Below are 20,263 nucleotides of genomic sequence, written 5' to 3'. Positions count from 1 at the left end.
GGAGAAGCCCTAGCGCCGCAGGTGCGTCAGTACGGCGTTCATCGCCAGCTCCAGCGCCTGCACCGACTCGGGGGTGTGGTCGAGCACGTCGAAGCCGTGGTGGCCGTTCGGCACGTCGACCACCTCGACCTCGACTCCGGCGTCCTCGGCGGTGATCAGGAACTCCTTGACGGTGGCCGCGATCTCGGGCGACTCCAGGCCCGCCCGGGTCAGCACGACCGGCAGTCGCTCCGCGCCGCCGACGGCGGCCGTCGGGGTGAAGTGCGGGTCCACGATGCCCCAGCTCGGCAGCGGTGCGAGCACCGGGTAGCTGGCGGCCAGGCAGCGCAGCCAGGACGGCGGCGCGGCCAGCCAGTCGGTGCTGAGCAGGCTGCCGCCGGAGAAGAACCACACCGCGACCCGGTCGGCGTCCACCCGGGGGTCGGCCCGGACCAGCTCGACCGCGGCCGCGACGTCCTCGGCGGCCCGGTGGTAGTCGGCCAGCCCGTACAGGCGGTGATCCACCGTCACCCCGACCACGCCCTGGCTCGCGGCGTACCGGCCGTAGCCGACGAACGCCGGCCAGTCGCGCGGGGTGGGCCGCAGGTCGGCCGTGATCGGGCCGCCGTGCACGAAGACGATCGCCGGGTGGGGTCCCTCGCCCTCGGGCAGGTAGAGGTCCACCCGGTCCAGCCGCTCGCGCGGCCGCTCGGGCAGGTCCAGCAGGAACGGGCGCAGGAACACCGGCAGTTCATCGGTCGGCGGGGCGATCCGGTGCCCCTCACCGGCGGCGGCCTTGAGCAGGGTCTCGGCCAGCTCGGCCGGGACGGAGAGCATCGGCCAGTGCCCGGTGGCCAGTTCGAAGAAGCCCACCTCGGGATCGGCCAGCACCCGGAACTGCGGCGGCCCGGCGGCCACCAGCTGCTCGATCACCGCGATGCTCAGCCCGCTCGCGGTGCAGATGATCCCGGTGGTCGGCACGGCGGCGACCGCGCCGGTCAGTTCGAGCGGCCGGGTCAGGGTGCCCCGGGGCTGCGGCGCGGCCAGCTTGGTCAGCCGGGCCAGCGCCTCCGGGGAGAGGCCCTCGACGCTGCCCCAGTGCTGCCACCCGTCGGCGGCCGGCGGGGCGATCGCCCAGCCGCTGTCGGTCGGGTGCAGCAACTCCTCCCGGACCGCCGGGTCCGCGATCAGGGCGAGGGCCGCGTCGCCGTCCTGCGGCAGGCCCGCGTCCAGGTAGACGATCCGGGTGATCCGCTCCGCCCGGCGGTCGGCGGCGCCCAGCACCGGGTGGATGCCGTAGCCGTGGCCGACCAGCACCAGCTCGGGCGCGGCCACCCCGTCGATCAGCCGGACCAGGTCCGCGACGTGCGTCTCCAGGTCGGTGCCGGGCCCGGCCTGGTCCTGGCCACCCAGGCCGGTGAGGGTCACCGGGTACACCTCGGCACCCGCGGCCAGCAGCCGTTCGGTCACGTCCTGCCACACCCAGCCCCCGGTGAAGCTCTCCGACACCAGCACGAACGCGGTCATGATTCTCTCCTCCTGTTGCCCGCCCGGCTGCCCGGGCGGTGGTCCGTAAGGTAGGAGCTCCCCCTGAGGGAGATTCAAGAGAGATGGCATCCTGGGGGCATGTGGAGCATCGGAGAACTCGCCGAGCGCGCGGGGGCCACCGTCAAGACCGTTCGCTACTACTCGGACCAGGGCCTGCTGCCGGAGGCCGCCCGGAGCTCGGGCGGCCACCGCAGGTACGGGCCCGAGGCGCTGGACCGGCTCGCCTATATCCGCTCGCTGCGGACCCTCGACCTGCCGGTCGCCGAGGTCGGCCGGGTGCTGGAGCGGGAGGAGGTGCTGGAGGACGTGATCGCTGGGCAGCTCCGCGAGCTCGGCTCGCAGCTGACCGCGCTGCGCTGGCGGGAGTCCGCGCTCCAGCTGCTCCGGGACTGCACCGGCGAGGAGCGGGCCGACCGGCTGCGGCTGATCGGCGCGATCAGCACCCCGCCGAACACCGAGGTGCTGGCCCGGTTCTGGCGCCGACTGCTGCCGCTCCGGCTGCCGGCCGGGCTGCTCTCCTCGATCCTGGACGAGGCGGTGCCGCAGCCCCCGGTCGATCCGACCCCGGGTCAGGTGCTGGCCTTCGCCCGGCTGCACGCAATGGCCGACGCCTTCTGCCGGAACGACTGCCGCCCGGTGCCGCAGCAGGAGGAGGGCTACCGCCCGGCCGTGTTCTACCAAGGTCTCGGCGAGGCGTACGCGCTGGCCAGGACGGACCTGCTGGCGTACCGGCCGCCGGGTGCCGAGGCGCTGGACTGCTTCGTCGCCGCCCACGCCGACTCGCGCGGACTGCGCGACACCCCCGACTTCCGGCGGCAACTCAGCGGCGTACTGGCGCAGAGCGCCGACCCGGTGATGGTCCGTTACTGGAAGCTCACCGCCGAAGTCACCGGTTCGCCGGAGCCGACCATGGGCGCCACCCACCACTGGCTGCAGACCACTCTCGAGGCCCAGCTCGCCTGACCGCAGTAGCTCCAGGAGACGCCGACGGTGCGCGGTGCCAGGCTCGGTACTGCCCGGCCGGCCGGCTGAGCGACCGTCAGCACCGTACCGAAGAGAGCCGTTCCGATGCCCACGATGATCTTCGTCAACCTCCCGGTCAAGAACCTCGACAAGTCGATCGCGTTCTTCGAGGCGATGGGGTACTCGTTCAACCCGCAGTTCACCGACGAGACCGCCTCCTGTCTGGTGATCAGCGACACCGTCTTCGCGATGCTGGTCACCGAGGCCCGCTTCAAGGACTTCACCAGGAAGCCGATCGCCGACGCGAACGCCGTCACCGAGGTGATCACCGCGCTGAGCGCGGACAGCCGGGCCGAGGTGGACGAGCGGGTCGACAAGGCGATGGCCGCCGGCGGCCGGCCCGCCATCGACCCGATGGACCTGGGCTTCATGTACAGCCGCAGCTTCCAGGACCTGGACGGCCACCAGTGGGAGTACGTCTGGATGGACGAGGCGGCGATGGCGGAGCAGGCGTCCGCCTGAGACCCCGTCGCCTGAGACCCCGTCACCCGTCCTGCCGTCTGCGGTGGCGCCGGCTCCCGGCGCGGCCAAGGGTTGGGGTACCTGTACGCCGACTCGGGAGGCCCGGGAGCTTGTCCGCCACCGCAGTAGCCGACACACCCAAGGCGCCACCCGCGCTGAGCCGCCGTCAGACCAACGTGGTCTTCGCCACCATCGTGCTCGGCATGCTGATGGCCGCGCTGGACCAGACGATCGTCTCCACCGCCCTGCCGACCATCGTCGCCGACCTGGGCGGCGGCGGGCACATGGCCTGGGTGGTGACGGCCTATCTGCTGGCCGAGACGGTGGCCACCGTGCTGGTCGGCAAGTTCGGCGACCTGTTCGGCCGGAAGATCGTCTTCCAGGTGAGCGCGGTGGTCTTCGTCGTCGGCTCGATCGTCTCGGGCGCGGCGAACGGGATGATGCTGCTGATCATCGGCCGCGCGGTGCAGGGCATCGGCGGCGGCGGGCTGATGGTCACCGCGATGGCCCTGATCGCGGACGTGATCCCGCTCCGCGAGCGCGGCAAGTACCAGGGCGCGCTGGGCGCGGTCTTCGGTGTCACCACCGTGGTCGGCCCGACCCTGGGCGGGCTGTTCACCGACCACGCGTCCTGGCGCTGGTGCTTCTACGTCAACGTGCCGATCGCGATCGTGATGGTGGCGATGGCGGCCTCGACCATCCCGTCGGTCAAGGCGGCGGTCCGGCCGGTGATCGACTACGCGGGCATCGTGCTGGTCGCGCTCGGTGCCTCCGGGCTGGTGCTCGGCCTGGAGTGGGGCGGCAACGAGTATGCCTGGGACTCGGCGGTGATCATCGGGCTGTTCGTCGGCTCGGTGCTGCTGCTGGTGGGCTTCGTGCTGGTGGAGCTCCGGGCGAAGGAGCCGATGCTGCCGATGCACCTGTTCCGCAACTCGGTCTTCACGGTCTGCTCGGTGCTCAGCTTCATCGTCGGCTTCGCGATGCTCGGCGCGATGACCTACCTGCCCACCTACCTGCAGTTCGTGGACGGGGTCTCGGCCACCGTGTCGGGCGTCCGGACGCTGCCGATGGTGGTCGGGCTGCTCGGCACCTCGATGCTCTCCGGCATCGTGGTCAGCCGGACCGGCCGGTACCGGATCTTCCCGATCCTGGGCACCGGGGTGATGGCGGTCGGCCTCTGGCTGATGTCCACCATGGGCCCGGACACCGGGGTCTGGCTGGAGTCGCTGTACATGTTCGTCTTCGGCCTGGGCATCGGGCTGGCCATGCAGGTGCTCACCATCGCGGTGCAGAACACCGTGCCGTACCACGAACTGGGCACCGCCACCTCGGGCGTGACGTTCTTCCGGACGCTGGGCAGCTCGTTCGGCACCGCCGTGTTCGGCACCCTGTTCACCAGCCGGCTGACGCCCAGTCTGGCCGACGCGGCGGCCGCGCAGCCCGGCGTACCGCCCGGGGCCGCCGCCAGCCCGGCCGGGCTGGACGCGCTGACGCCCGAGCAGGCGGCGCCGTTCATCGCGGCGTACGCCGACACCGTCAACTACGTGTTCCAGTGGGTGGTCCCGGTCGCCGTGGTCGGCTTCCTGGTGGCCTGGTTCCTCAAGGAGGTCCCGCTGCGCGACAGCGCCAGGGCGGCCGCCTCCGACCTCGGCGAGGGCTTCGGCGCACCGGACACCGCCGACGCGGACAAGCAGCTGGAACGGGCGCTGGCGAACCTGCTGCGCAAGGCCAAGGGCCGCCCCGGGGTCGGCAAGCAGATCCTGGCCGACTCCGGCAGCACCCTGCCGCCCGCCTCGGCCTGGGCACTCGGCCAGATCTACTGGCGCGGCCGGTTCGCGGGCGGCGCGGACGTGGAGTCGATCGCCCTCGCCCACCACCTGCCGGGCGAGGTCCTGGAGCCGGCCTTCGACCAGGTGGTCCGGAGCGGCTACGCCACCGCCGAGGACGGCCGGTTCGGCCTCACCCCGGCCGGCCGGACCGAAGTGGACCGGCTCTCCGAGGCCTGGCGCCGCTGGCTCGGCCACCACCTGGACGACTGGGACGTCACCGACCCCGAGGACCGGGCCAGCCTGGACCGCGCGATCGAGTCGATCGCGGCCCGGCTGTACGAGGAGGAGCAGGAGCACGCCTCCGTCTAGGGGCTCACTCGTAGCGGTAGAGCAGCGCCTCGCGCTCGTTCTGCTCGATCATCTCGATGGTCAGCGAGGGGTCGCGCAGGTGCGAGAGGGTCACCTCGGCGGAGCTGGGGGCCGCGTCCGGCGCGAGCCACTGCTCGGGCTTCCAGGCCGCGCCGCGCAGGAACGCCTTCGGGCAGTGGCCGTAGACCTCCTCGACACCGACGATCACCGCGCTGCGCGGCGGCTTGCCGATGGCGGTGAGCTGGGTCAGCAGCTGGGGGTCGGCCGAGACGCAGGCGCGGCCGTTGACCCGCAGGGTGGTGTCCCGGCCGGGGATCACGAAGAGCAGGCCGACCTGTCCGGTGGCGACGATGTTGTGCAGGCTGTCCAGCCGCTTGTTGCCGGTGGCGTCGGGGATGGCCAGGGTGTGGTCGTCGAGCACCGAGACGAAGCCGGGCGGCCCGCCGCGCGGGGTGACGTCGCAGCTGCCGTCCGCGCCGGTACTGGCCATCAGCACCAGCGAGGAGCAGCCGATCAGGCGGCGGGCGGCGTCGTGCAGGTGGTCGACCTGCTTGCGCCGGGCGTGCTCGCCCGGGTGCTCGTACAGCTCACGGAGCTGGGTGAGGTCGGTCAGCGCGCCGGTCTGCAGGGCCTCGAAGGCCGTTGGTGTGGTCACGTACCCCCACGCTAGCCGAGCAAGGATCTTGAGGGCAGGGGGTGGCCCTGATAGTTTCCCGGAAAAACGAAACGGGGCGGGCCATGAAGCCGATCGACGACCGGGTCAGTGAACTGGGCGAGGGCCCGGCCTGGGACCCCCGGACCGGCACCCTGCGCTGGGTGGACATCCCCGGCGGGGTGGTGCACAGCTCCGACGGCAGCTCGCAGCAGCTGACCGCGCCGGTGACCGCCGTGCTGCCCACCGCGACCGGCTGGGCGACCGTCCGGCAGGACCGGGTGGAGCAGGACGGCCACACCGTCCCGGTGCCGCTCGGCGCGGCCGACCGGTGCAACGACGCCAAGACCGACCCGGCCGGACGGATCTGGGTCGGGACCATGGCCGGGGGCGAACTCTCCCGCCGGGGAAGCCTGTTCAGGATCGACGGCGACACCGCCGCCGAGCAGGTGAGCGGCGTCTCGATCTCCAACGGCCTCGGCTGGAGCCCCGACGGGCGGCGGATGTACTGGGCCGACACCCCGACCGGCCGGATCGACGTGTTCGACTTCGACCCGGCCGACGGCAGCATCCGCGACCGGCGCCCGTTCGCCGTCACCGAGCTGCCGGACGGGCTGACGGTGGACGCCGAGGGCGCGGTCTGGGTGGCCCGCTGGGGCAGCGGCGTGCTGCACCGCTACACGGCCGACGGCGAGCTGGACACGGTGCTGCCGGTCGGCGTCTCGCACCCGACCAGTTGCGCGTTCGGCGGCCCGGACCTGCGCACGCTGTACGTGACCACCGCCCGGAAGCCGACGGCGGACGGTCAGTTCTCCCGCCACGGGGGGCAGTTGCACGCCACCCGGCTGCCCGTGCCCGGTCTGCCTACCACCCTTGCGGTATTCCCCGGGGCATCGACCTGACGTAGTGAAGCAGGACACAGAGCCGCCCCCTCCCGGCCCCCTTGCGGGCCGTGGCAGAATGACGGCAGTAGAAGCAGTGACGTTCAGCGCACTCCGGGGTCGGTGAAAATCCGAACCGGCGGTTACAGTCCGCGACCCGTCCGCAGCCAGCGGCCGGTTGATCAGGTGAAATTCCTGGACCGACGGTTAAAGTCCGGATGGGAGGCGTGCGCGGGCGAGTGGTAACCAGCGGTGCCACGGCTCTCCCCAAAGAGCCGTGCGTCAGGCGAGAGCTCTCTTTTCCGGGAGCACCCTCCTGCGTACCCGGTGGTCGCCGTTCGTCGTGTCATCTCCCAGTGCCGCCCCGGAGTCCGCGCTCTCAGCGCGAGGAGAACCCGGGTGTTCACCGGCATCATCGAAGAGCTCGGCGAGGTCGTCTCCATCGAGGAGATCGGCGACTCGTCGCGGATCCGCCTGCGTGGCCCCGTGGTCTGTTCCGACGCCGGCCACGGCGACTCCATCGCGGTCAACGGCGTCTGCCTGACCGTCGTCGACACCCCTGATCAACTGGCGTCCGCCACCGGCGAGTTCAGCGCCGACGTGATGGCCGAGACGCTGCACCGGTCCAGCCTGGGCGCACTCGCCCCCGGCTCCCGGGTCAACCTGGAGCGGGCGATGGCGCTCGGCGCCCGGCTCGGCGGCCACCTGGTCCAGGGCCACGTGGACGCCACCGGCACCCTGCTCTCCCGCGAACCGGGCGACCTGGACGCCGAGGGCCTGCCGCGCTGGGAGGTGCTGCGCTTCTCGCTCCCGCAGTCCATCACCCGCTACCTGGTGGAGAAGGGCTCGATCACCGTGGACGGCGTCAGCCTCACGGTGGTGGACGCCGCGATCGACAGCTTCAGCGTCAGCCTGATCCCGGCCACCCTGGCCCTCACCACCCTCGGCACCAAGGCCATCGGCGACCCGGTCAACCTCGAGGTGGACGTGCTCGCGAAGTACGTCGAGCGGCTGCTCGACACCCGCACCCTGCCCGACACCATCGCCAAGGACGCCTCGTGAACTGGCTCAACGAAACCGCGTTCTCGATATTCGGCCAGTCCGTCAAGTGGACCGACATGGTGGGCAACCTGCTCGGCCTGGCCGCGCTCGCGCTCGGCTGGCGCCGCTCGGTGTGGAGCTGGCCGGTCCAGCTGCTCTCCGCCGTGGTGCTGATCGGCGCCTACCTGTCGGCCCACCTGACCGGGCTGATCGGCAAGCAGGGCATCGTGATCGTCGCCGCCGTCTGGGGCTGGACCCAGTGGCAGCGCGGCCGCCGCTCCACCGGTGAGATCGAGGTCAGGTTCGCCACCGCCCGGGAGCGGCTCGCGCTGATCGGCGGCACCGCACTGGCCACCGTCGCGGTGGCCGGGATCTTCCTCGCCTACCCCTCACTCTCCTGGAGCCCGTGGGCGGACGCCTACATCTTCGTCGGCACGCTGGCGGCGATGGTGGCCCAGGCCAGGGGCTGGGTCGAGTTCTGGTTCGCCTGGATCGCCGTGGACCTGGTCGGCGTCCCGCTCGCCTTCTCCAGCGGCTACACCTTCTCCGGTATCACCTACGCCATCTACTTCGTGCTGGTGCTGCTCGGCCTGCGGGCCTGGTGGCTGCGTACCCGCACCCCTCGTCCCGCCAACGCGGCCGTCCTGCAGGGAGTTTCGGCATGACCACCCAGCCCGAGTCCGACATCCGTCAGCTCATCGACGACGCCTTCGCGCTCGACCCGGTCGAGCGGGCCATCGCCGACATCGCGCTCGGCCGCCCGGTCATCGTGGTGGACGACGAGGACCGCGAGAACGAGGGCGACATCATCTTCGCCGCCTCGGCCGCCACCCCGGAGCTGATGGCCTTCACCATCCGCTACACCTCCGGCGTGATCTGCGTGCCGATGACCGGCGAGGAGCTGGACCGGCTCAAGCTGCCCCCGATGACCGCCGTCAACGAGGACCGCAAGGGCACCGCGTACGCCGTCTCGGTGGACGCCAGAGACGGCGTGGACACCGGCATCTCGGCCGCCGACCGGGCCCGTACCGTCAAGCTGCTGGCCACCGCCGCCACCGAGCCCGGTGAGCTGACCCGCCCCGGCCACGTCTTCCCGCTGCGCGCGGTGGAGGGCGGGGTGCTGGTCCGTCCCGGCCACACCGAGGCGGCCGTCGACCTGGCCCGGCTCGCCGGGCTGCCCCCGGCCGGCGCGATCGCCGAGGTGGTCAACGACGACGGCAGCATGGCCCGGCTGCCCGAGCTGGTCGCGTTCGCCCGCGAGCACCAGCTGGCGATCATCTCGATCGAGGACCTGATCGCCTACCGGCGCCGCACCGAGCTGCACGTGACCCGCGCCGCCGTCACCCAACTGCCCACCGTGCACGGCGAGTTCACCGCCATCGGCTACAAGGGCACGCTGGACGGGGTGGAGCACATCGCGCTGGTCGCGGGCGGCCTCGGCGCGGACGGCAAGCTGCCGGCCGGCGAGGACGTGCTGGTCCGGCTGCACTCCGAGTGCCTGACCGGCGACGTGTTCGGCTCGCTGCGCTGCGACTGCGGCCCGCAGCTGCAGACCGCGCTGGCCCAGGTCGCCGCGGCCGGCCGGGGCGTGGTGCTCTACCTGCGCGGCCACGAGGGCCGGGGCATCGGCCTGACCCACAAGCTGCGTGCGTACGAGCTGCAGGAGCAGGGCCGGGACACCGTGGACGCCAACCTCGAACTCGGTCTGCCCGCCGACGCCCGGGACTACAGCATCGGCGCCCACATGCTGACCGACCTCGGCGTGCACACCCTCACCCTGCTCACCAACAACCCCGACAAGATCGCGGCGCTGACCGAGCACGGCCTCAAGGTGACGGACCGTCGGCCGGTCGAGATCGAGCCCGGCGAGCACAACGCGGCCTACCTGCGCACCAAGCGCGACCGGATGGGCCACCAGCTCCCGTGGCTCGACCAGAACTCCTGACACCCTTTCCAGACGTACCTTTCCGAGTGTTCCGAGAGACAGGAAGAACCACGTGAGCGGCCACGGAGCCCCCGAGCTGACCCTCAAGAACTGCGCCGACCTGCGGGTCGCGGTGATCGCCGCCCAGTGGCACCAGCAGGTGATGGACGGCCTGCTGGACGGCGCGCACCGCGCCCTCAAGGAGCTCGGCATCGAGGAGCCCACCATCGTCCGGGTGCCCGGCACCTTCGAGCTGCCGGTGGCCGCCAAGCAGCTCGCCGACCGCGGCTACGACGCGGTGGTGGCACTCGGCGTGGTGATCCGCGGCGGCACCCCGCACTTCGACTATGTCTGCCAGGGCGCCACCCTCGGCCTCACCCAGGTCAGCGTGGACACCGGCGTGCCGGTCGGCTTCGGCGTGCTGACCTGCGACAACGAGCAGCAGGCGCTGGACCGCGCGGGCCTGCCCGGCTCGGCCGAGGACAAGGGCCACGAGGCGGTCACCGCCGCCGTCGCCACCGCCGCCGCGCTGCGCTCGGTCTCCGAGCCCTGGCGGTAGGTCCGGTCGGTCCCGAGGGCCGTGGCGTCCAAACGACTGTCCACGGTCCGGGACTGTTTACCGTCCGTCAGCCCGCAAGCCGTAAGGTGAGCCCATCATGGCTTCGAAGACATTCGAGGAGCTGTTCACCGAGCTCCAGCAGAAGGCCGCCACCGGCGACCCCTCGTCCTCCCGTACCGCGCAGCTCGTCCAGCAGGGCGTGCATGCCATCGGCAAGAAGGTCGTCGAGGAGGCCGCCGAGGTCTGGATGGCCGCCGAGTACCAGTCGGAGGAGGAGACGGCCGAGGAGATCTCCCAGCTCCTCTACCACCTTCAGGTGATGATGGTCGCTCGCGGGCTGACGCTCGACGACGTCTACAAGTACCTCTGAACACCACCCTCCCGCTCTCCCCTTTCACCACCACAGCGAAGGATTCACCTCTCATGCTGCGCATCGCCGTTCCCAACAAGGGTTCGCTCTCGGGTCCCGCGGCGGAGATGCTCCATGAGGCCGGGTACCGGCAGCGCAAGGACCCCAAGGAACTGGTGCTGGTCGACCCGGAGAACCAGGTCGAGTTCTTCTTCCTGCGCCCGCGTGACATCGCGGTGTACGTCGGCTCCGGCCGGCTCGACATCGGCATCACCGGCCGCGACCTGCTGCTCGACTCGGCGTCCAACGCCGAGGAGGTGCTCGCGCTCGGCTTCGGCGGCTCGACCTTCCGGTTCGCCCGGCCGGTCGGCTTCGAGGTCGAGGACGTCGCGGGCCTGGAGGGGCTGCGGATCGCCACCTCCTACACCGGCCTGGTCGAGCAGCACCTGGCCGAGCAGGGCGTGAAGGCCACCGTCACCAAGCTGGACGGCGCGGTCGAGACCGCGGTCCAGCTCGGCGTCGCCGACGTGATCGCCGACGTGGTGGAGACCGGCACGAGTCTGCGCAACGCGGGCCTGGAGATCTTCGGCGAGCCGATCCTGGTCTCGGACGCCGTGGTGATCCGGCCCAAGGGCGCCGGCGAGGACGCCGGGGTCGAGCAGTTCCTGCGTCGCCTGCAGGGCGTGCTGGTGGCCCGCCGGTACGTGCTGATGGACTACGACATCCGCGCCGAGCACGTCTCCGCGGCCGTCGCCCTGACGCCCGGCCTGGAGTCGCCGACCGTCTCCCCGCTGCACACCGAGGGCTGGGTCGCGGTCCGCTCGATGGTGCTCCGCAAGGAGGCCCAGCGGATCATGGACGACCTCTGGAGCATCGGTGCCCGGGCCATCCTGGTCACCAACATCCACGCCTGCCGGCTCTGACGAGTCTTCGGGGCGGGGTCGGCTGACGCCGGCTCCGCCCTGCTTTCGTGTGTCCCGACGCCCTCCGGAGAGCCCCGTGTCCAGCCCCGTCGAACTGCCCGTCACCTGGGCGCCGCGCCGCAACCGTGCCGTGCTGGCCGGGATCTGCGCCCTGCTGATGGTGCTGTTCAGCACGCTGGCCTTCGCGCTGCCGTCGAACTGGCAGTTCAACGACCGGGTGGCGATCTTCGTCAGCGGGCTGCTGTTCTCGGCGGTCGGCCTGATGCTGGCCCGCCCCCGGGTGAGCGCCGACGCCGAGGGCGTCACGGTGGTCAACTTCGTCCGGCGGCACCGGCTGAGCTGGCCGCAGATCGTCCGGGTGAACTTCCGTCAGGGCGACCCCTGGGTGATGCTCGACCTCGCCGACGGCACCTCGCTGGCCGCCGTCGGCATCCAGCCCGCGGGCGGTCGGGAGCAGGCCGTCCGGGCCGCCCGGGCGCTGCGCGACCTGGTCGAGGACCACGGCGTGGCGCGGAACTGAGGGGCCGAACAGGTTCCTTATCCTCGTACGGATATCGTTTACGCTGGTAAAGCCGGGGCAAAGCCCCATCCTGTCCACCCACGACCAGAGGAGTGACTCCCCACCTCGATGGACGATCCGTCCGGTAGTACCCGCGCCGCCTCGCTTCCGATCATCGGAAGGCAGGCGGCACTGTGATCACCGCCTGGCTGCTGTTGCTCGCGGCCGTGCTGCTCATCCTCGCCAACGGCCTCTTCGTGGCCGCCGAGTTCGCCCTCGTCACGGTGGACCGTGGAGCCGTCGAACGCGCCGCCGCCACCGGCGACCGCAAGGCCGAGAGCACCCTGAAGGCGCTCCGCCAGCTCTCCTTCCAGCTCTCCGGCGCCCAGCTCGGCATCACCGTCACCTCCCTGGTGGTCGGCATGCTGGCCTCGCCGGCTCTCTCCGTGCTGCTCAGCCCGGTCTTCATCGCCGTCGGGGTGCCGGACGCGGCCGCGCACGGCGTGTCGGTCACGGTCGGCATGCTGCTGGCCACCGTCTTCCAGATGGTGGTCGGCGAACTGGTGCCGAAGAACTGGGCGATCGCCCGCCCGATCCAGGTCGCGTACGCGGTGGTCGGTCCGCAGCGGCTGTTCTCCGCCGCCTGCCGCCCGCTGATCAGCTTCCTGAACGGCTCGGCCGACCGGATGGTGCGGGCCCTCGGCATCGAGCCGCAGGAGGAGCTCGGCCACGCCCGTACCCCGGCCGAACTGGTCTCGCTGGCCCGGCACTCCGCGAAGGAGGGCGCGATAGACGAACAGTCCGCGACCCTCTTCGTGAAGACCCTCAGCCTGGCCGACCTGACCGCCGAGAGCGTGATGACCCCCCGGGTCGACGTGACCGCCCTGCAGCGGGACGCCACCGCCTCGGACGTGCTCAACCTGACCCGGGCCACCGGCTTCTCCAGGTTCCCGGTCTACGCCGACAACCTGGACGAGGTCACCGGCACGGTCACCCTGAAGGACGCCCTGGCGGTGCCGGCCGAGCGCCGCTCGCACACCAGGGTCGCCCAACTCGCCACCGCCGCCCTGCTGGTGCCCGAGACGCTGCCCGCCGAACTGCTGCTGGACCAGCTCCGCCGCGAACAGCCGATGGCGATCGTGGTCGACGAGTACGGCGGCACGGCCGGCGTGGTGACCATCGAGGACATCGTCGAGGAGATCGTCGGCGAGGTGCAGGACGAGCACGACCGGGCCGACACCCCCGAACTGCGGCAGCTGCCGCCGAAGGACGGTCTGCCGGTCTGGGAGGCCGACGGCCGGGCCAGGACCGACCAGCTGGAGGCGATCGGCCTGTACGCCCCCGAGGGGCCGTACGAGACGCTCGGCGGCCTGCTCTCCGACCTGCTCGGCAAGCTGCCGGCGCCGGGCGAGCAGGCGGCACTTCCGGGCTGGCGATTCACCGTGCTCGGCGTCGAACGCCACCGGACCAGCCGGGTGCTGGTCGAGCGGGTCGACCGGCACACCCACACCGAGGACGAGGACCGATGACCGCGCTCCAACTGGCCGCCTCGCTGTTGCTGCTGCTCGGCAACGGCTTCTTCGTCGGCGCCGAGTTCGCGGTGATCTCGGTCCGGCGCAGCCAGATCGAGCCACTGGCGGAGGCGGGCAACAAGCGGGCCCGCACGGTGCTGCACGCGCTGTCCAACGTGTCCGCCATGCTGGCGGCGGCCCAACTCGGCATCACGGTCTGCTCGCTGCTGCTCGGCGCGCTGGCCGAGCCGACCATCGCGCACCTGCTGGAGGGCCCGTTCGAGGCCTTCGGCGTGCCGGAGCAGCTGATCCACCCGATCGGCTACGTGCTGGCGCTGGCCCTGGTGGTCTTCCTGCACATGGTGGTCGGCGAGATGGTCCCGAAGAACATCGCGCTGGCCGGTCCCGAGAAGGCCGCGCTCTGGCTCGGCCCGCCGCTGGACCGGCTGGCCCGCTGGCTCGGCCCGGTGATCCGGTTCCTGAACGCCTTCGCCAACGGCCTGCTGCGGCTGGTCAAGGTGGAGGCCAAGGACGAGGTCGAGTCGGTCTTCACCACCGAGCAGTTGCTCTACCTGCTGACCGACTCCAAGGAGGCGGGCCTGCTCGACGAGGGCCGCCAGGAGCGGCTGGAGGACGCGCTGGAGCTGGGCGGCCGCCCGGTCACCGACGTGCTGCTGCCCGCCGACCAGCTGGTCACGGTCGGCAGCACGGTGACCGCCGCCGAGATCGAGGAGCTCGCGGTGCGGACCGGGTTCTCCCGCTTCCCGCTGGTCGACACGGAGGGCGCCGTGCTCGGCTACCTGCACGTCAAGGACGTGCTGGACGTCGAGGACCGGGACGCCCCGATGCCGGCCCGGCTCTGGCGCCCGGTGACGGTGCTGCCGGGCAAGCTGCCGCTGGACGACGCGCTGGGCGCGATGCGCCGGGCCGCCTCCCACCTGGCGGCCGTGGTGGACCAGGACGGCAAGCCGCTGGGCCTGGTCGCACTGGAGGACGTCCTGGAGGAGCTGGTCGGCGAGATGCACGACCCGGACCACCGGACGGTGTAGTCCGCTCTGTTCTTGCCAACCTGCTTGGCACGCAACGGATTTGCTTGTCGGAGCCCGGCGTGGCCCCTAGCCTTCGGGCAGGGAGCCCGCCGGGCTCCGGCAGGTCGGCCCGCCGCTGCGGGCCATGGGGAGGGACCGGTATGACACCGCGCCAGGAGCACGACGACAGCACCACCGGGAACACCGCGCCGAAGCGGCGCAACCGAGCCAGGCTGGCCCTCGCGGGCGGCGCGCTGGCGGCGGGCCTGCTGCCGGCCGCCGTGGCCGCGCCCGCTCCCGCGGTGGCGGGCCACGAGCTCCCGAAGCCGCCGATGAAGGCGGTGGTCGCGGCGAAGAAGCCGGGCGCCAAGACCGCGGCTCCCGTGGTCGGGAAGCCGCCGATGAAGGCCGTCGTGGCGCTGATGAAGCCCCCGATGAAGGTCGCCGCACCCAAGCCCGCCAAGGGCGCGGTCGCCTAGCGGTGCCGTGAGTGAGGGGCTTCCCGGCCGGTGCCGGGAGGCCCCTCTGCTCAGCTCCGGCCGTCGATCAGTTCGCCGTACGCCTGGACCAGGTCGGGGAGGCGGAGGGTGGCCAGGTCCTCGCGGGACGGGGTGCCGGGGAGGGCGGAGAGGCGCAGGTCGCGGTAGGCGCAGGACTTCTCGTACAGGGTCCTGATGAAGCGTCCGTTGCCGAGGTTGTCGATCCAGCCCTCGCGGACCACGTGGGCGCAGATGCTGGCCAGCTCCTCGGTGGCGTCCCGGTCCCAGTCGTCGCCGCCGCCGGAGGCCAGGGTGCGGCCGATCGCGGTCAGCTCGGTGGGGCGGTAGCTGGGGAAGTCGACCCGGGTGGTGAAGCGGGAGTTGAGGCCGGGGTTGGTGGCCAGCAGCCGGTTCATGCCCTCGGGGTAGCCGGCCAGGATCACCACCAGCCGGTCGCGGTTGTCCTCGGCGCGCTTCAGCAACACCTGGAGCGCCTCGTCGCCGTACGCGTCGCCCTTGCTGTAGCCGGAGTTGGAGAGGCTGTACGCCTCGTCGATGAAGAGCACCCCGTCCAGCGCGGAGTCGATCAGCTCGTTCGCCTTGACCGCCGTCTGGCCGAGGAACTCACCGACCAGGTCGGCTCGTTGGGCCTCCACCAGGTGGTCGCCGGAGAGCAGGCCGAGGGCGTGGAAGACCTGGCCGAGGATCCGGGCCACCGTGGTCTTGCCGGTGCCGGAGGGGCCGGAGAAGACGAAGTGCCGCTTCGGCGGCTGCACCGGCAGCTCCTGGTCGGCCCGCAGCCGGGACATCCGTAACTGCGCGGAGAGCGCCCGGACTTGGCGCTTGACCGGTTCGAGGCCGACCATCTGCTCCAGTTCGGCGAGCGCCGCGTCCAGGCTCTGCGGGCCGTGCCACCGGTGCGCGGTCCGGTCGGCCGGCCCGGCCGCGACGGGGGCCTCGGCCCGGACCGGCAGCGGGGTGGGCTCGGGGGCGGCGGCCGGGGGAGCGACGGCCGGGGTCTCGTCGAGCTCGAAGAACGGGACGAAGTCCTCGTCGGGCATCGGGAGTTCGCCGCCGCTGTCGTCCACCGGGACCAGGGTGTCGAGCACCCCGTCCTCGGTGGCGATGGCGGCCAGCCGGGCGGCGGTGTCCATGAAGCCGGGGTCGGCCCGGTGCACCGCGCGGTAGAGCGGGAGTGCGGCGGCGCTGCGCCCGGAGCCCTCGTAGGCGCGGGCCAGCCAGTAGCGCAGCTCCTTGCGCTGCGGCTGTTCGGACCGGCAGCGGGCCAGCGAGGCGGCCAGCGGGTGCTGGGCCTGGGCGCACATGTCGAGCCGGACCCGGGCCATCCCGGCGAACAGTCCGGCCTCGATGCCGAGCAGCTGGTCGTCGAGCAACTGGTCGGTGTCCCTGATGAGTTGCTCCCAGTCCTTGAGCAGGTAGGAGCGGCAGGCGTGCAGGAAGCGGACCGAGGGGTCCTGCTCCGGCTCCGGGCAGCCGGCCAGCGCGGTGTCCAGCTCGGCCAGGTGCCGGCCGTCCAGCCAGTGCGAGGCGTGCGCCAGCGCGAGGTCGCGGCCGTCCTCCAGCACGGGCTGCACCCACCAGCCCAGCCAGAACCAGGAACTGAGCGGCCGTCGGTGCCTGGCCCGCTGCTCGCCGAATCGTTTCTGGTGGCGGTGCATGGCGAGCAGCGCGCCCGCGGTGTCGCAGCGCAGCGCGTGCAGGCCGAGCCAGGCGTCGGCCATCCCCGGGTCGAGTTCGACCGCGGTGCGGAACTCCTCCTCCGCGCGGGCGTACGACCCGGCGGCATAGGCGTCCATGCCGCGCAGCCAGGCGCGGTCGGCCAGCCGCTCGGGTCCCGCAGTACCGGAACTGTCCACTGTCACTCAGCCCCCCGCCGTGTGCACCGAAGGCACCCCCTGCCAGGAATCGTACCGGCGCCGGGCTGATCCGGAAGGGTGCCGCGCGGAGTCAAATCCGGCCGGGCGGGCGGTGGTTGGGGCACGAAGAACGGCACCTCCGGCTCACGGGGGAACAAGCCGGAGGTGCCGCGTCTAATGTTGCGCGATCAACTACTTTCGCGCTGAGGAGAACCTAAGTCCTGACGACTGCCCAGGTCAAGGGCATCGCACAGGCTCACCGTGGGTGCTCCGGACGATCCGCCCGGTGACTCCGTGCACCAGCATGTCGGCGTACGGACGGCTCGGGTCGGCGGCGAAGTGGGCCAGCTCGGCCCGGCTCCAGCCCTCCCAGAACTCGGCCAGTTCCGGTCCGTCCCGCCGCTCGCCGCGGGCCCTGGCGGCCGGCTGGTCCAGCTCCAGCCAGATCAACCGGGCCAGCAGGGGCCGGAGTTCGCGCCTCCCGGCGCCGACCCCCTCGATCAGCACCACGGGCTCGGCGGGCACCCGGCGGCTGCCCGCGAAGCGGTGCGCCACCCAGTCGTAGACCCGGTGCTCGGCGTCCTCGCCCCGGCTCAGCGGGTCGAGCAGCTGGGTCCGCAGCCGCTCCGGCCAGCCGAACGGCTCGGTGTGGGTGGCCAGGTCGTCCAGGTGCACCACCGGTGCCCCGCCGAGCGCCACCGCCAGCCGGGCGGCGAAGGTGGTCTTCCCCGACCCGGCGTGCCCGTCCACCGCGACCAGCCGCACCGGACCGCAGGACGGCGGCAGCGCGCGCAGCTCGGTGGCCAGCGAAATCAGCTCGGATCGGGTCATCGCCCCACTTTACGGTCGGACCCGGCCGGACATGATGGCACCGGTGTTCGGGTGATGCGCCGAATCGGACGGTGACGGCGCGCCCGGTATCGGGCATACTCACATCGCCAAGCCCAGTGAACGGGCGTTCACCGCGACCCGGTGCCGCCCCTGGCCGACCTGCCGTGCCGTCCCCGACCCCCAGGGACCGGCGCCCGACCGAGGAGGCGACGTACCGTCATGACCCCCGCCGCTGCCAAGCCCGTGGACCGTCAGCTTCCCAGCGAGGAGGCCAGGGAGCTGCTCGCCCTGACCCGGGACCTGGTGCGCAACGAGGTGGAGCCGCGCGCCGCCGAGGACGAGGCGGCCGGCCGGTTCCCGCGCGAGGTGTTCGGCACCCTCGGCGAGGCCGGGCTGCTCTCGCTGCCGTACGAGGAGCAGCACGGCGGCGGCGGGCAGCCGTACGAGGTCTACCTCCAGGTGCTGGAGGAGCTGGCGGCCGGCTGGCTGGCCGTCGGGCTCGGCGTCAGCGTGCACACGCTGTCCTGCCACGCGCTCGCCACCTTCGGCACCGACGCCCAGCGCGAGCGCTGGCTGCCCGGCATGCTCGGCGGCGAGCAGCTCGGCGCGTACTGCCTCTCCGAGCCGCAGTCGGGGTCGGACGCCGCCGCGCTGCGCACCCGGGCCGACCTGGACGGCGAGCAGTACGTGGTGAACGGCACCAAGGCCTGGATCACCCACGGCGGGCACGCCGACTTCTACAGCACGATGGCCCGCACCGGCGTGGACGGAGCACGCGGGATCAGCTGCCTGCTGGTGCCCGGCGACAGCACCGGCCTGTCGGCCGCCCCGCCGGAGCACAAGATGGGCATGCGCAGCTCGCCCACCGCCCAGATCCACTTCGACGGCGTCCGGGTGGACCGCGACCGCCTGATCGGCGAGGAGGGACAGGGCTTCCAGATCGCGCTCTCCGCGCTGGACTCGGGCCGGCTCGGCATCGCCGCCTGCGCGATCGGCGTGGCCCAGGCCGCGCTCGACCTCGCGGTGGAGTACGCGGGGACCCGGCAGCAGTTCGGCCGCCCGATCGCCGAGTTCCAGGGCCTGTCCTTCATGCTGGCCGACATGGCCACCAAGGTCGAGGCCGGGCGCGCGCTCTACCTCGCGGCGGCCCGCCGCCGGGACGCCGGGATGGCGTTCTCCAAGGAGGCCGCGATGGCCAAGCTGTTCTGCACCGACGCCGCGATGGCGGTCACCACCGACGCCGTCCAGGTGCTCGGCGGGTACGGCTACACCCAGGACTACGCGGCCGAGCGGTACATGCGGGAGGCGAAGGTGCTGCAGATCGTCGAGGGCACCAACCAGATCCAGCGCCTGGTGATCGGCCGTCACCTGACCGGCCGCTGACCGGCGGTCCGGCGCCCGCCCGACGGCGGGCGCCGGACCGGGGTGGTGTCAGTGCCGGACCAGGCCGGCCCGCGAGCGCTGGGCGGGGACCCGCGAGCGGCGCTCCAGCGGGCCCGAGCCCGGGGCGCTCGCGTGCGAGAACGGGTGGGTGCGCCAGTCGAACTCGGCGGGGGAGCTGCCCAGCGCCAGACTCTCGACGGCGGCGTGCTCGATCGAGTCGCACTCCGTCAGGTCGTCGGTGGGGGCGCCGGTGCCGGCGCACAGCGCGGGGGAGAAGGGGTGCCAGGCGGTCGGCAGCACCGCGTGCTGCGGCAGCCGGTCCTCGTCGCCGAGCAGGGCGATCGGACGGTCGCACTCCGGGCAGTGCACCCGGAAGATGTCCCAGGTCTCCAGCTCGCCCGGGTCCACCCCCGGGAAGTCGTCGAGGTCGAAGCGTTCGTCGTCCTCCGCAACGGTGCGGGAGGGCTGTTCGGCAGCAGGCATGTGATCCCCCTCGGATCGGGCCCGGCCGACGTCGGCCCTGGCCAAGAGCACCATTTCCCGCTGACGGGGCCTCATAATCCTGCGTCCGGACGCAGTGTGATGCACGTCATGTGGCGCTCGCCACATTCGCGCGGCATGTGCCGGAGCGTGCGCCCCCCGACCCGTGGCGGGCCGGACCGCCCCCCTGCTGTCACCGACCGGGGTCGCGGGGCAGTAGGTTTGCGCACTGTGGAGGATCTCGACCAACGCATCGTTCAGCTGCTCCTCGAGGACGGCCGGATGAGCTACACGGACCTGGGCAAGGCCACCGGCCTGTCCACCTCGGCGGTGCACCAGCGCGTGCGCCGCCTCGAACAGCGCGGGGTGATCCGCGGCTACACGGCGATCATCGACCCGGACGCGGTCGATCTGGCGCTCACCGCCTTCATCTCCGTCAAACCCTTCGACCCCAGCTCCCCGGACGACACCCCGGACCGGCTGTCCGGGCTGCCGGAGATCGAGGCCTGCCACAGCGTCGCGGGCGACGAGAACTACATCCTCAAGGTCCGGGTCGGCGCCCCGGGCGACCTGGAGGACCTGCTCGCCCGAATCCGCAGCGCGGCCGGGGTCTCGACCAGGACCACGGTGGTGCTCTCGACCCCGTACGAGGCGCGGCCGCCCAAGCTCTAGACCCTGCGGCCGGAGCCCGGCCCG

21 protein-coding genes and 1 riboswitch are annotated in these 20,263 nt (G+C 72.2%); of the genes, 16 read left to right on the top strand and 5 right to left on the bottom strand.

Annotated elements, in window-relative coordinates:
• Window positions 1-9: 9 nt before the first annotated feature.
• The gene (locus F4556_RS02850) at window positions 10-1,506 is read right to left on the bottom strand and encodes an alpha/beta hydrolase (RefSeq protein ID WP_184911376.1); all 1,497 of its coding nucleotides are present in this window, start codon (window positions 1,504-1,506) and stop codon (window positions 10-12) included.
• 99 nt (window positions 1,507-1,605) lie between these two features.
• Between F4556_RS02850 and F4556_RS02845 the strand changes: the two genes are divergently transcribed.
• The 3 genes from F4556_RS02845 to F4556_RS02835 all read left to right on the top strand — a co-directional run bounded on the left by F4556_RS02845 (window position 1,606) and on the right by F4556_RS02835 (window position 5,150).
• Window positions 1,606-2,490 carry a MerR family transcriptional regulator gene (locus F4556_RS02845; protein ID WP_184911375.1) on the top strand — a complete coding sequence of 295 codons (885 nt, stop codon included), beginning with the start codon at window positions 1,606-1,608 and terminating at the stop codon, window positions 2,488-2,490.
• Between the two features lie 105 nt (window positions 2,491-2,595).
• Window positions 2,596-3,012 (top strand): VOC family protein, encoded by a 417-nt coding sequence (locus F4556_RS02840; RefSeq protein ID WP_184911374.1) that lies wholly within the window; start codon window positions 2,596-2,598, stop codon window positions 3,010-3,012.
• Window positions 3,013-3,122: 110 nt separating this feature from the next.
• Window positions 3,123-5,150, top strand: a complete 2,028-nt coding sequence (locus F4556_RS02835) for an MDR family MFS transporter (protein ID WP_281403629.1) — start codon at window positions 3,123-3,125, stop codon at window positions 5,148-5,150.
• Window positions 5,151-5,154: 4 nt separating this feature from the next.
• On the opposite strand, the gene F4556_RS02830 is transcribed toward F4556_RS02835, so the two are convergent.
• A complete protein-coding gene (locus F4556_RS02830) occupies window positions 5,155-5,805 on the bottom strand; it encodes an MSMEG_1061 family FMN-dependent PPOX-type flavoprotein (RefSeq protein WP_184911373.1) in 651 nt (216 codons plus the stop codon).
• Between the two features lie 83 nt (window positions 5,806-5,888).
• Here F4556_RS02830 and F4556_RS02825 point away from each other — a divergent pair, with 83 nt between their 5' ends.
• The 11 genes from F4556_RS02825 to F4556_RS02775 all read left to right on the top strand — a co-directional run bounded on the left by F4556_RS02825 (window position 5,889) and on the right by F4556_RS02775 (window position 14,996).
• On the top strand, window positions 5,889-6,704 hold the full coding sequence (locus tag F4556_RS02825) for an SMP-30/gluconolactonase/LRE family protein (RefSeq protein WP_184911372.1): 816 nt from the start codon (window positions 5,889-5,891) through the stop codon (window positions 6,702-6,704).
• 85 nt (window positions 6,705-6,789) lie between these two features.
• Window positions 6,790-6,917: riboswitch (FMN riboswitch) on the top strand.
• A 165-nt stretch (window positions 6,918-7,082) separates the two neighbouring features.
• Entirely contained in the window at window positions 7,083-7,745 is a 663-nt protein-coding gene (locus tag F4556_RS02820; protein WP_184911371.1) for a riboflavin synthase, read from the top strand.
• On the top strand, window positions 7,742-8,389 hold the full coding sequence (locus F4556_RS02815; protein ID WP_313068120.1) for a nicotinamide mononucleotide transporter family protein: 648 nt from the start codon (window positions 7,742-7,744) through the stop codon (window positions 8,387-8,389). Before F4556_RS02820 ends, F4556_RS02815 begins: the two co-directional genes overlap by 4 nt.
• Window positions 8,386-9,669: a bifunctional 3,4-dihydroxy-2-butanone-4-phosphate synthase/GTP cyclohydrolase II gene (locus F4556_RS02810; protein WP_184911370.1), complete on the top strand. Its 1,284-nt coding sequence runs from the start codon at window positions 8,386-8,388 to the stop codon at window positions 9,667-9,669. Before F4556_RS02815 ends, F4556_RS02810 begins: the two co-directional genes overlap by 4 nt.
• Before the next feature lie 52 nt (window positions 9,670-9,721).
• Window positions 9,722-10,207 (top strand): 6,7-dimethyl-8-ribityllumazine synthase, encoded by a 486-nt coding sequence (ribH, locus tag F4556_RS02805; protein ID WP_057238189.1) that lies wholly within the window; start codon window positions 9,722-9,724, stop codon window positions 10,205-10,207.
• A gap of 97 nt (window positions 10,208-10,304) precedes the next feature.
• Entirely contained in the window at window positions 10,305-10,577 is a 273-nt protein-coding gene (locus F4556_RS02800; protein ID WP_057238187.1) for a phosphoribosyl-ATP diphosphatase, read from the top strand.
• Between the two features lie 53 nt (window positions 10,578-10,630).
• A complete protein-coding gene (hisG, locus tag F4556_RS02795; protein ID WP_184911369.1) occupies window positions 10,631-11,479 on the top strand; it encodes an ATP phosphoribosyltransferase in 849 nt (282 codons plus the stop codon).
• 76 nt (window positions 11,480-11,555) lie between these two features.
• A complete protein-coding gene (locus F4556_RS02790) occupies window positions 11,556-11,999 on the top strand; it encodes a PH domain-containing protein (RefSeq protein WP_313068119.1) in 444 nt (147 codons plus the stop codon).
• Window positions 12,000-12,172: 173 nt separating this feature from the next.
• Window positions 12,173-13,507, top strand: coding sequence for a hemolysin family protein (locus tag F4556_RS02785; protein ID WP_184911368.1), 1,335 nt, complete (start codon window positions 12,173-12,175; stop codon window positions 13,505-13,507).
• Window positions 13,504-14,538 (top strand): hemolysin family protein, encoded by a 1,035-nt coding sequence (locus tag F4556_RS02780; protein WP_184911367.1) that lies wholly within the window; start codon window positions 13,504-13,506, stop codon window positions 14,536-14,538. Before F4556_RS02785 ends, F4556_RS02780 begins: the two co-directional genes overlap by 4 nt.
• Window positions 14,539-14,678: 140 nt before the next feature.
• Entirely contained in the window at window positions 14,679-14,996 is a 318-nt protein-coding gene (locus F4556_RS02775; protein ID WP_184911366.1) for a hypothetical protein, read from the top strand.
• Between the two features lie 50 nt (window positions 14,997-15,046).
• Here the strand turns inward: F4556_RS02775 and F4556_RS02770 are convergent, their stop codons facing one another.
• Both F4556_RS02770 and F4556_RS02765 read right to left on the bottom strand, forming a co-directional pair.
• Window positions 15,047-16,813, bottom strand: coding sequence for an AAA family ATPase (locus F4556_RS02770; RefSeq protein WP_184924211.1), 1,767 nt, complete (start codon window positions 16,811-16,813; stop codon window positions 15,047-15,049).
• A gap of 297 nt (window positions 16,814-17,110) precedes the next feature.
• Window positions 17,111-17,704: a uridine kinase family protein gene (locus tag F4556_RS02765; protein ID WP_184911365.1), complete on the bottom strand. Its 594-nt coding sequence runs from the start codon at window positions 17,702-17,704 to the stop codon at window positions 17,111-17,113.
• Window positions 17,705-17,923: 219 nt separating this feature from the next.
• Here F4556_RS02765 and F4556_RS02760 point away from each other — a divergent pair, with 219 nt between their 5' ends.
• Window positions 17,924-19,087 carry an acyl-CoA dehydrogenase family protein gene (locus tag F4556_RS02760; RefSeq protein WP_184911364.1) on the top strand — a complete coding sequence of 388 codons (1,164 nt, stop codon included), beginning with the start codon at window positions 17,924-17,926 and terminating at the stop codon, window positions 19,085-19,087.
• A gap of 48 nt (window positions 19,088-19,135) precedes the next feature.
• Here the strand turns inward: F4556_RS02760 and F4556_RS02755 are convergent, their stop codons facing one another.
• Window positions 19,136-19,570 carry a hypothetical protein gene (locus tag F4556_RS02755; RefSeq protein ID WP_184911363.1) on the bottom strand — a complete coding sequence of 145 codons (435 nt, stop codon included), beginning with the start codon at window positions 19,568-19,570 and terminating at the stop codon, window positions 19,136-19,138.
• A gap of 228 nt (window positions 19,571-19,798) precedes the next feature.
• Between F4556_RS02755 and F4556_RS02750 the strand changes: the two genes are divergently transcribed.
• Window positions 19,799-20,239 carry an Lrp/AsnC family transcriptional regulator gene (locus F4556_RS02750; RefSeq protein WP_184911362.1) on the top strand — a complete coding sequence of 147 codons (441 nt, stop codon included), beginning with the start codon at window positions 19,799-19,801 and terminating at the stop codon, window positions 20,237-20,239.
• Window positions 20,240-20,263 lie beyond the last annotated feature (24 nt).

This window comes from Kitasatospora gansuensis (assembly GCF_014203705.1).
Lineage (GTDB): Bacteria > Actinomycetota > Actinomycetes > Streptomycetales > Streptomycetaceae > Kitasatospora > Kitasatospora gansuensis.
Note: the sequence above shows the minus strand (reverse complement) of the source record. Positions and strands in the feature narration are given on the sequence as shown.

Bases quoted from the DNA above. Each gene is read 5' to 3' on its own strand.
- F4556_RS02850 (WP_184911376.1), bottom strand. From the start codon at position 1,506: ATGACCGCGTTCGTGCTGGTGTCGGAGAGCTTCACCGGGGGCTGGGTG.
- F4556_RS02845 (WP_184911375.1), top strand. From the start codon at position 1,606: ATGTGGAGCATCGGAGAACTCGCCGAGCGCGCGGGGGCCACCGTCAAG.
- F4556_RS02840 (WP_184911374.1), top strand. From the start codon at position 2,596: ATGCCCACGATGATCTTCGTCAACCTCCCGGTCAAGAACCTCGACAAG.
- F4556_RS02825 (WP_184911372.1), top strand. From the start codon at position 5,889: ATGAAGCCGATCGACGACCGGGTCAGTGAACTGGGCGAGGGCCCGGCC.
- F4556_RS02810 (WP_184911370.1), top strand. From the start codon at position 8,386: ATGACCACCCAGCCCGAGTCCGACATCCGTCAGCTCATCGACGACGCC.
- F4556_RS02800 (WP_057238187.1), top strand. From the start codon at position 10,305: ATGGCTTCGAAGACATTCGAGGAGCTGTTCACCGAGCTCCAGCAGAAG.
- hisG (WP_184911369.1), top strand. From the start codon at position 10,631: ATGCTGCGCATCGCCGTTCCCAACAAGGGTTCGCTCTCGGGTCCCGCG.
- F4556_RS02780 (WP_184911367.1), top strand. From the start codon at position 13,504: ATGACCGCGCTCCAACTGGCCGCCTCGCTGTTGCTGCTGCTCGGCAAC.
- F4556_RS02775 (WP_184911366.1), top strand. From the start codon at position 14,679: ATGACACCGCGCCAGGAGCACGACGACAGCACCACCGGGAACACCGCG.
- F4556_RS02770 (WP_184924211.1), bottom strand. From the start codon at position 16,813: ATGGACGCCTATGCCGCCGGGTCGTACGCCCGCGCGGAGGAGGAGTTC.
- F4556_RS02765 (WP_184911365.1), bottom strand. From the start codon at position 17,704: ATGACCCGATCCGAGCTGATTTCGCTGGCCACCGAGCTGCGCGCGCTG.
- F4556_RS02760 (WP_184911364.1), top strand. From the start codon at position 17,924: ATGACCCCCGCCGCTGCCAAGCCCGTGGACCGTCAGCTTCCCAGCGAG.
- F4556_RS02755 (WP_184911363.1), bottom strand. From the start codon at position 19,570: ATGCCTGCTGCCGAACAGCCCTCCCGCACCGTTGCGGAGGACGACGAA.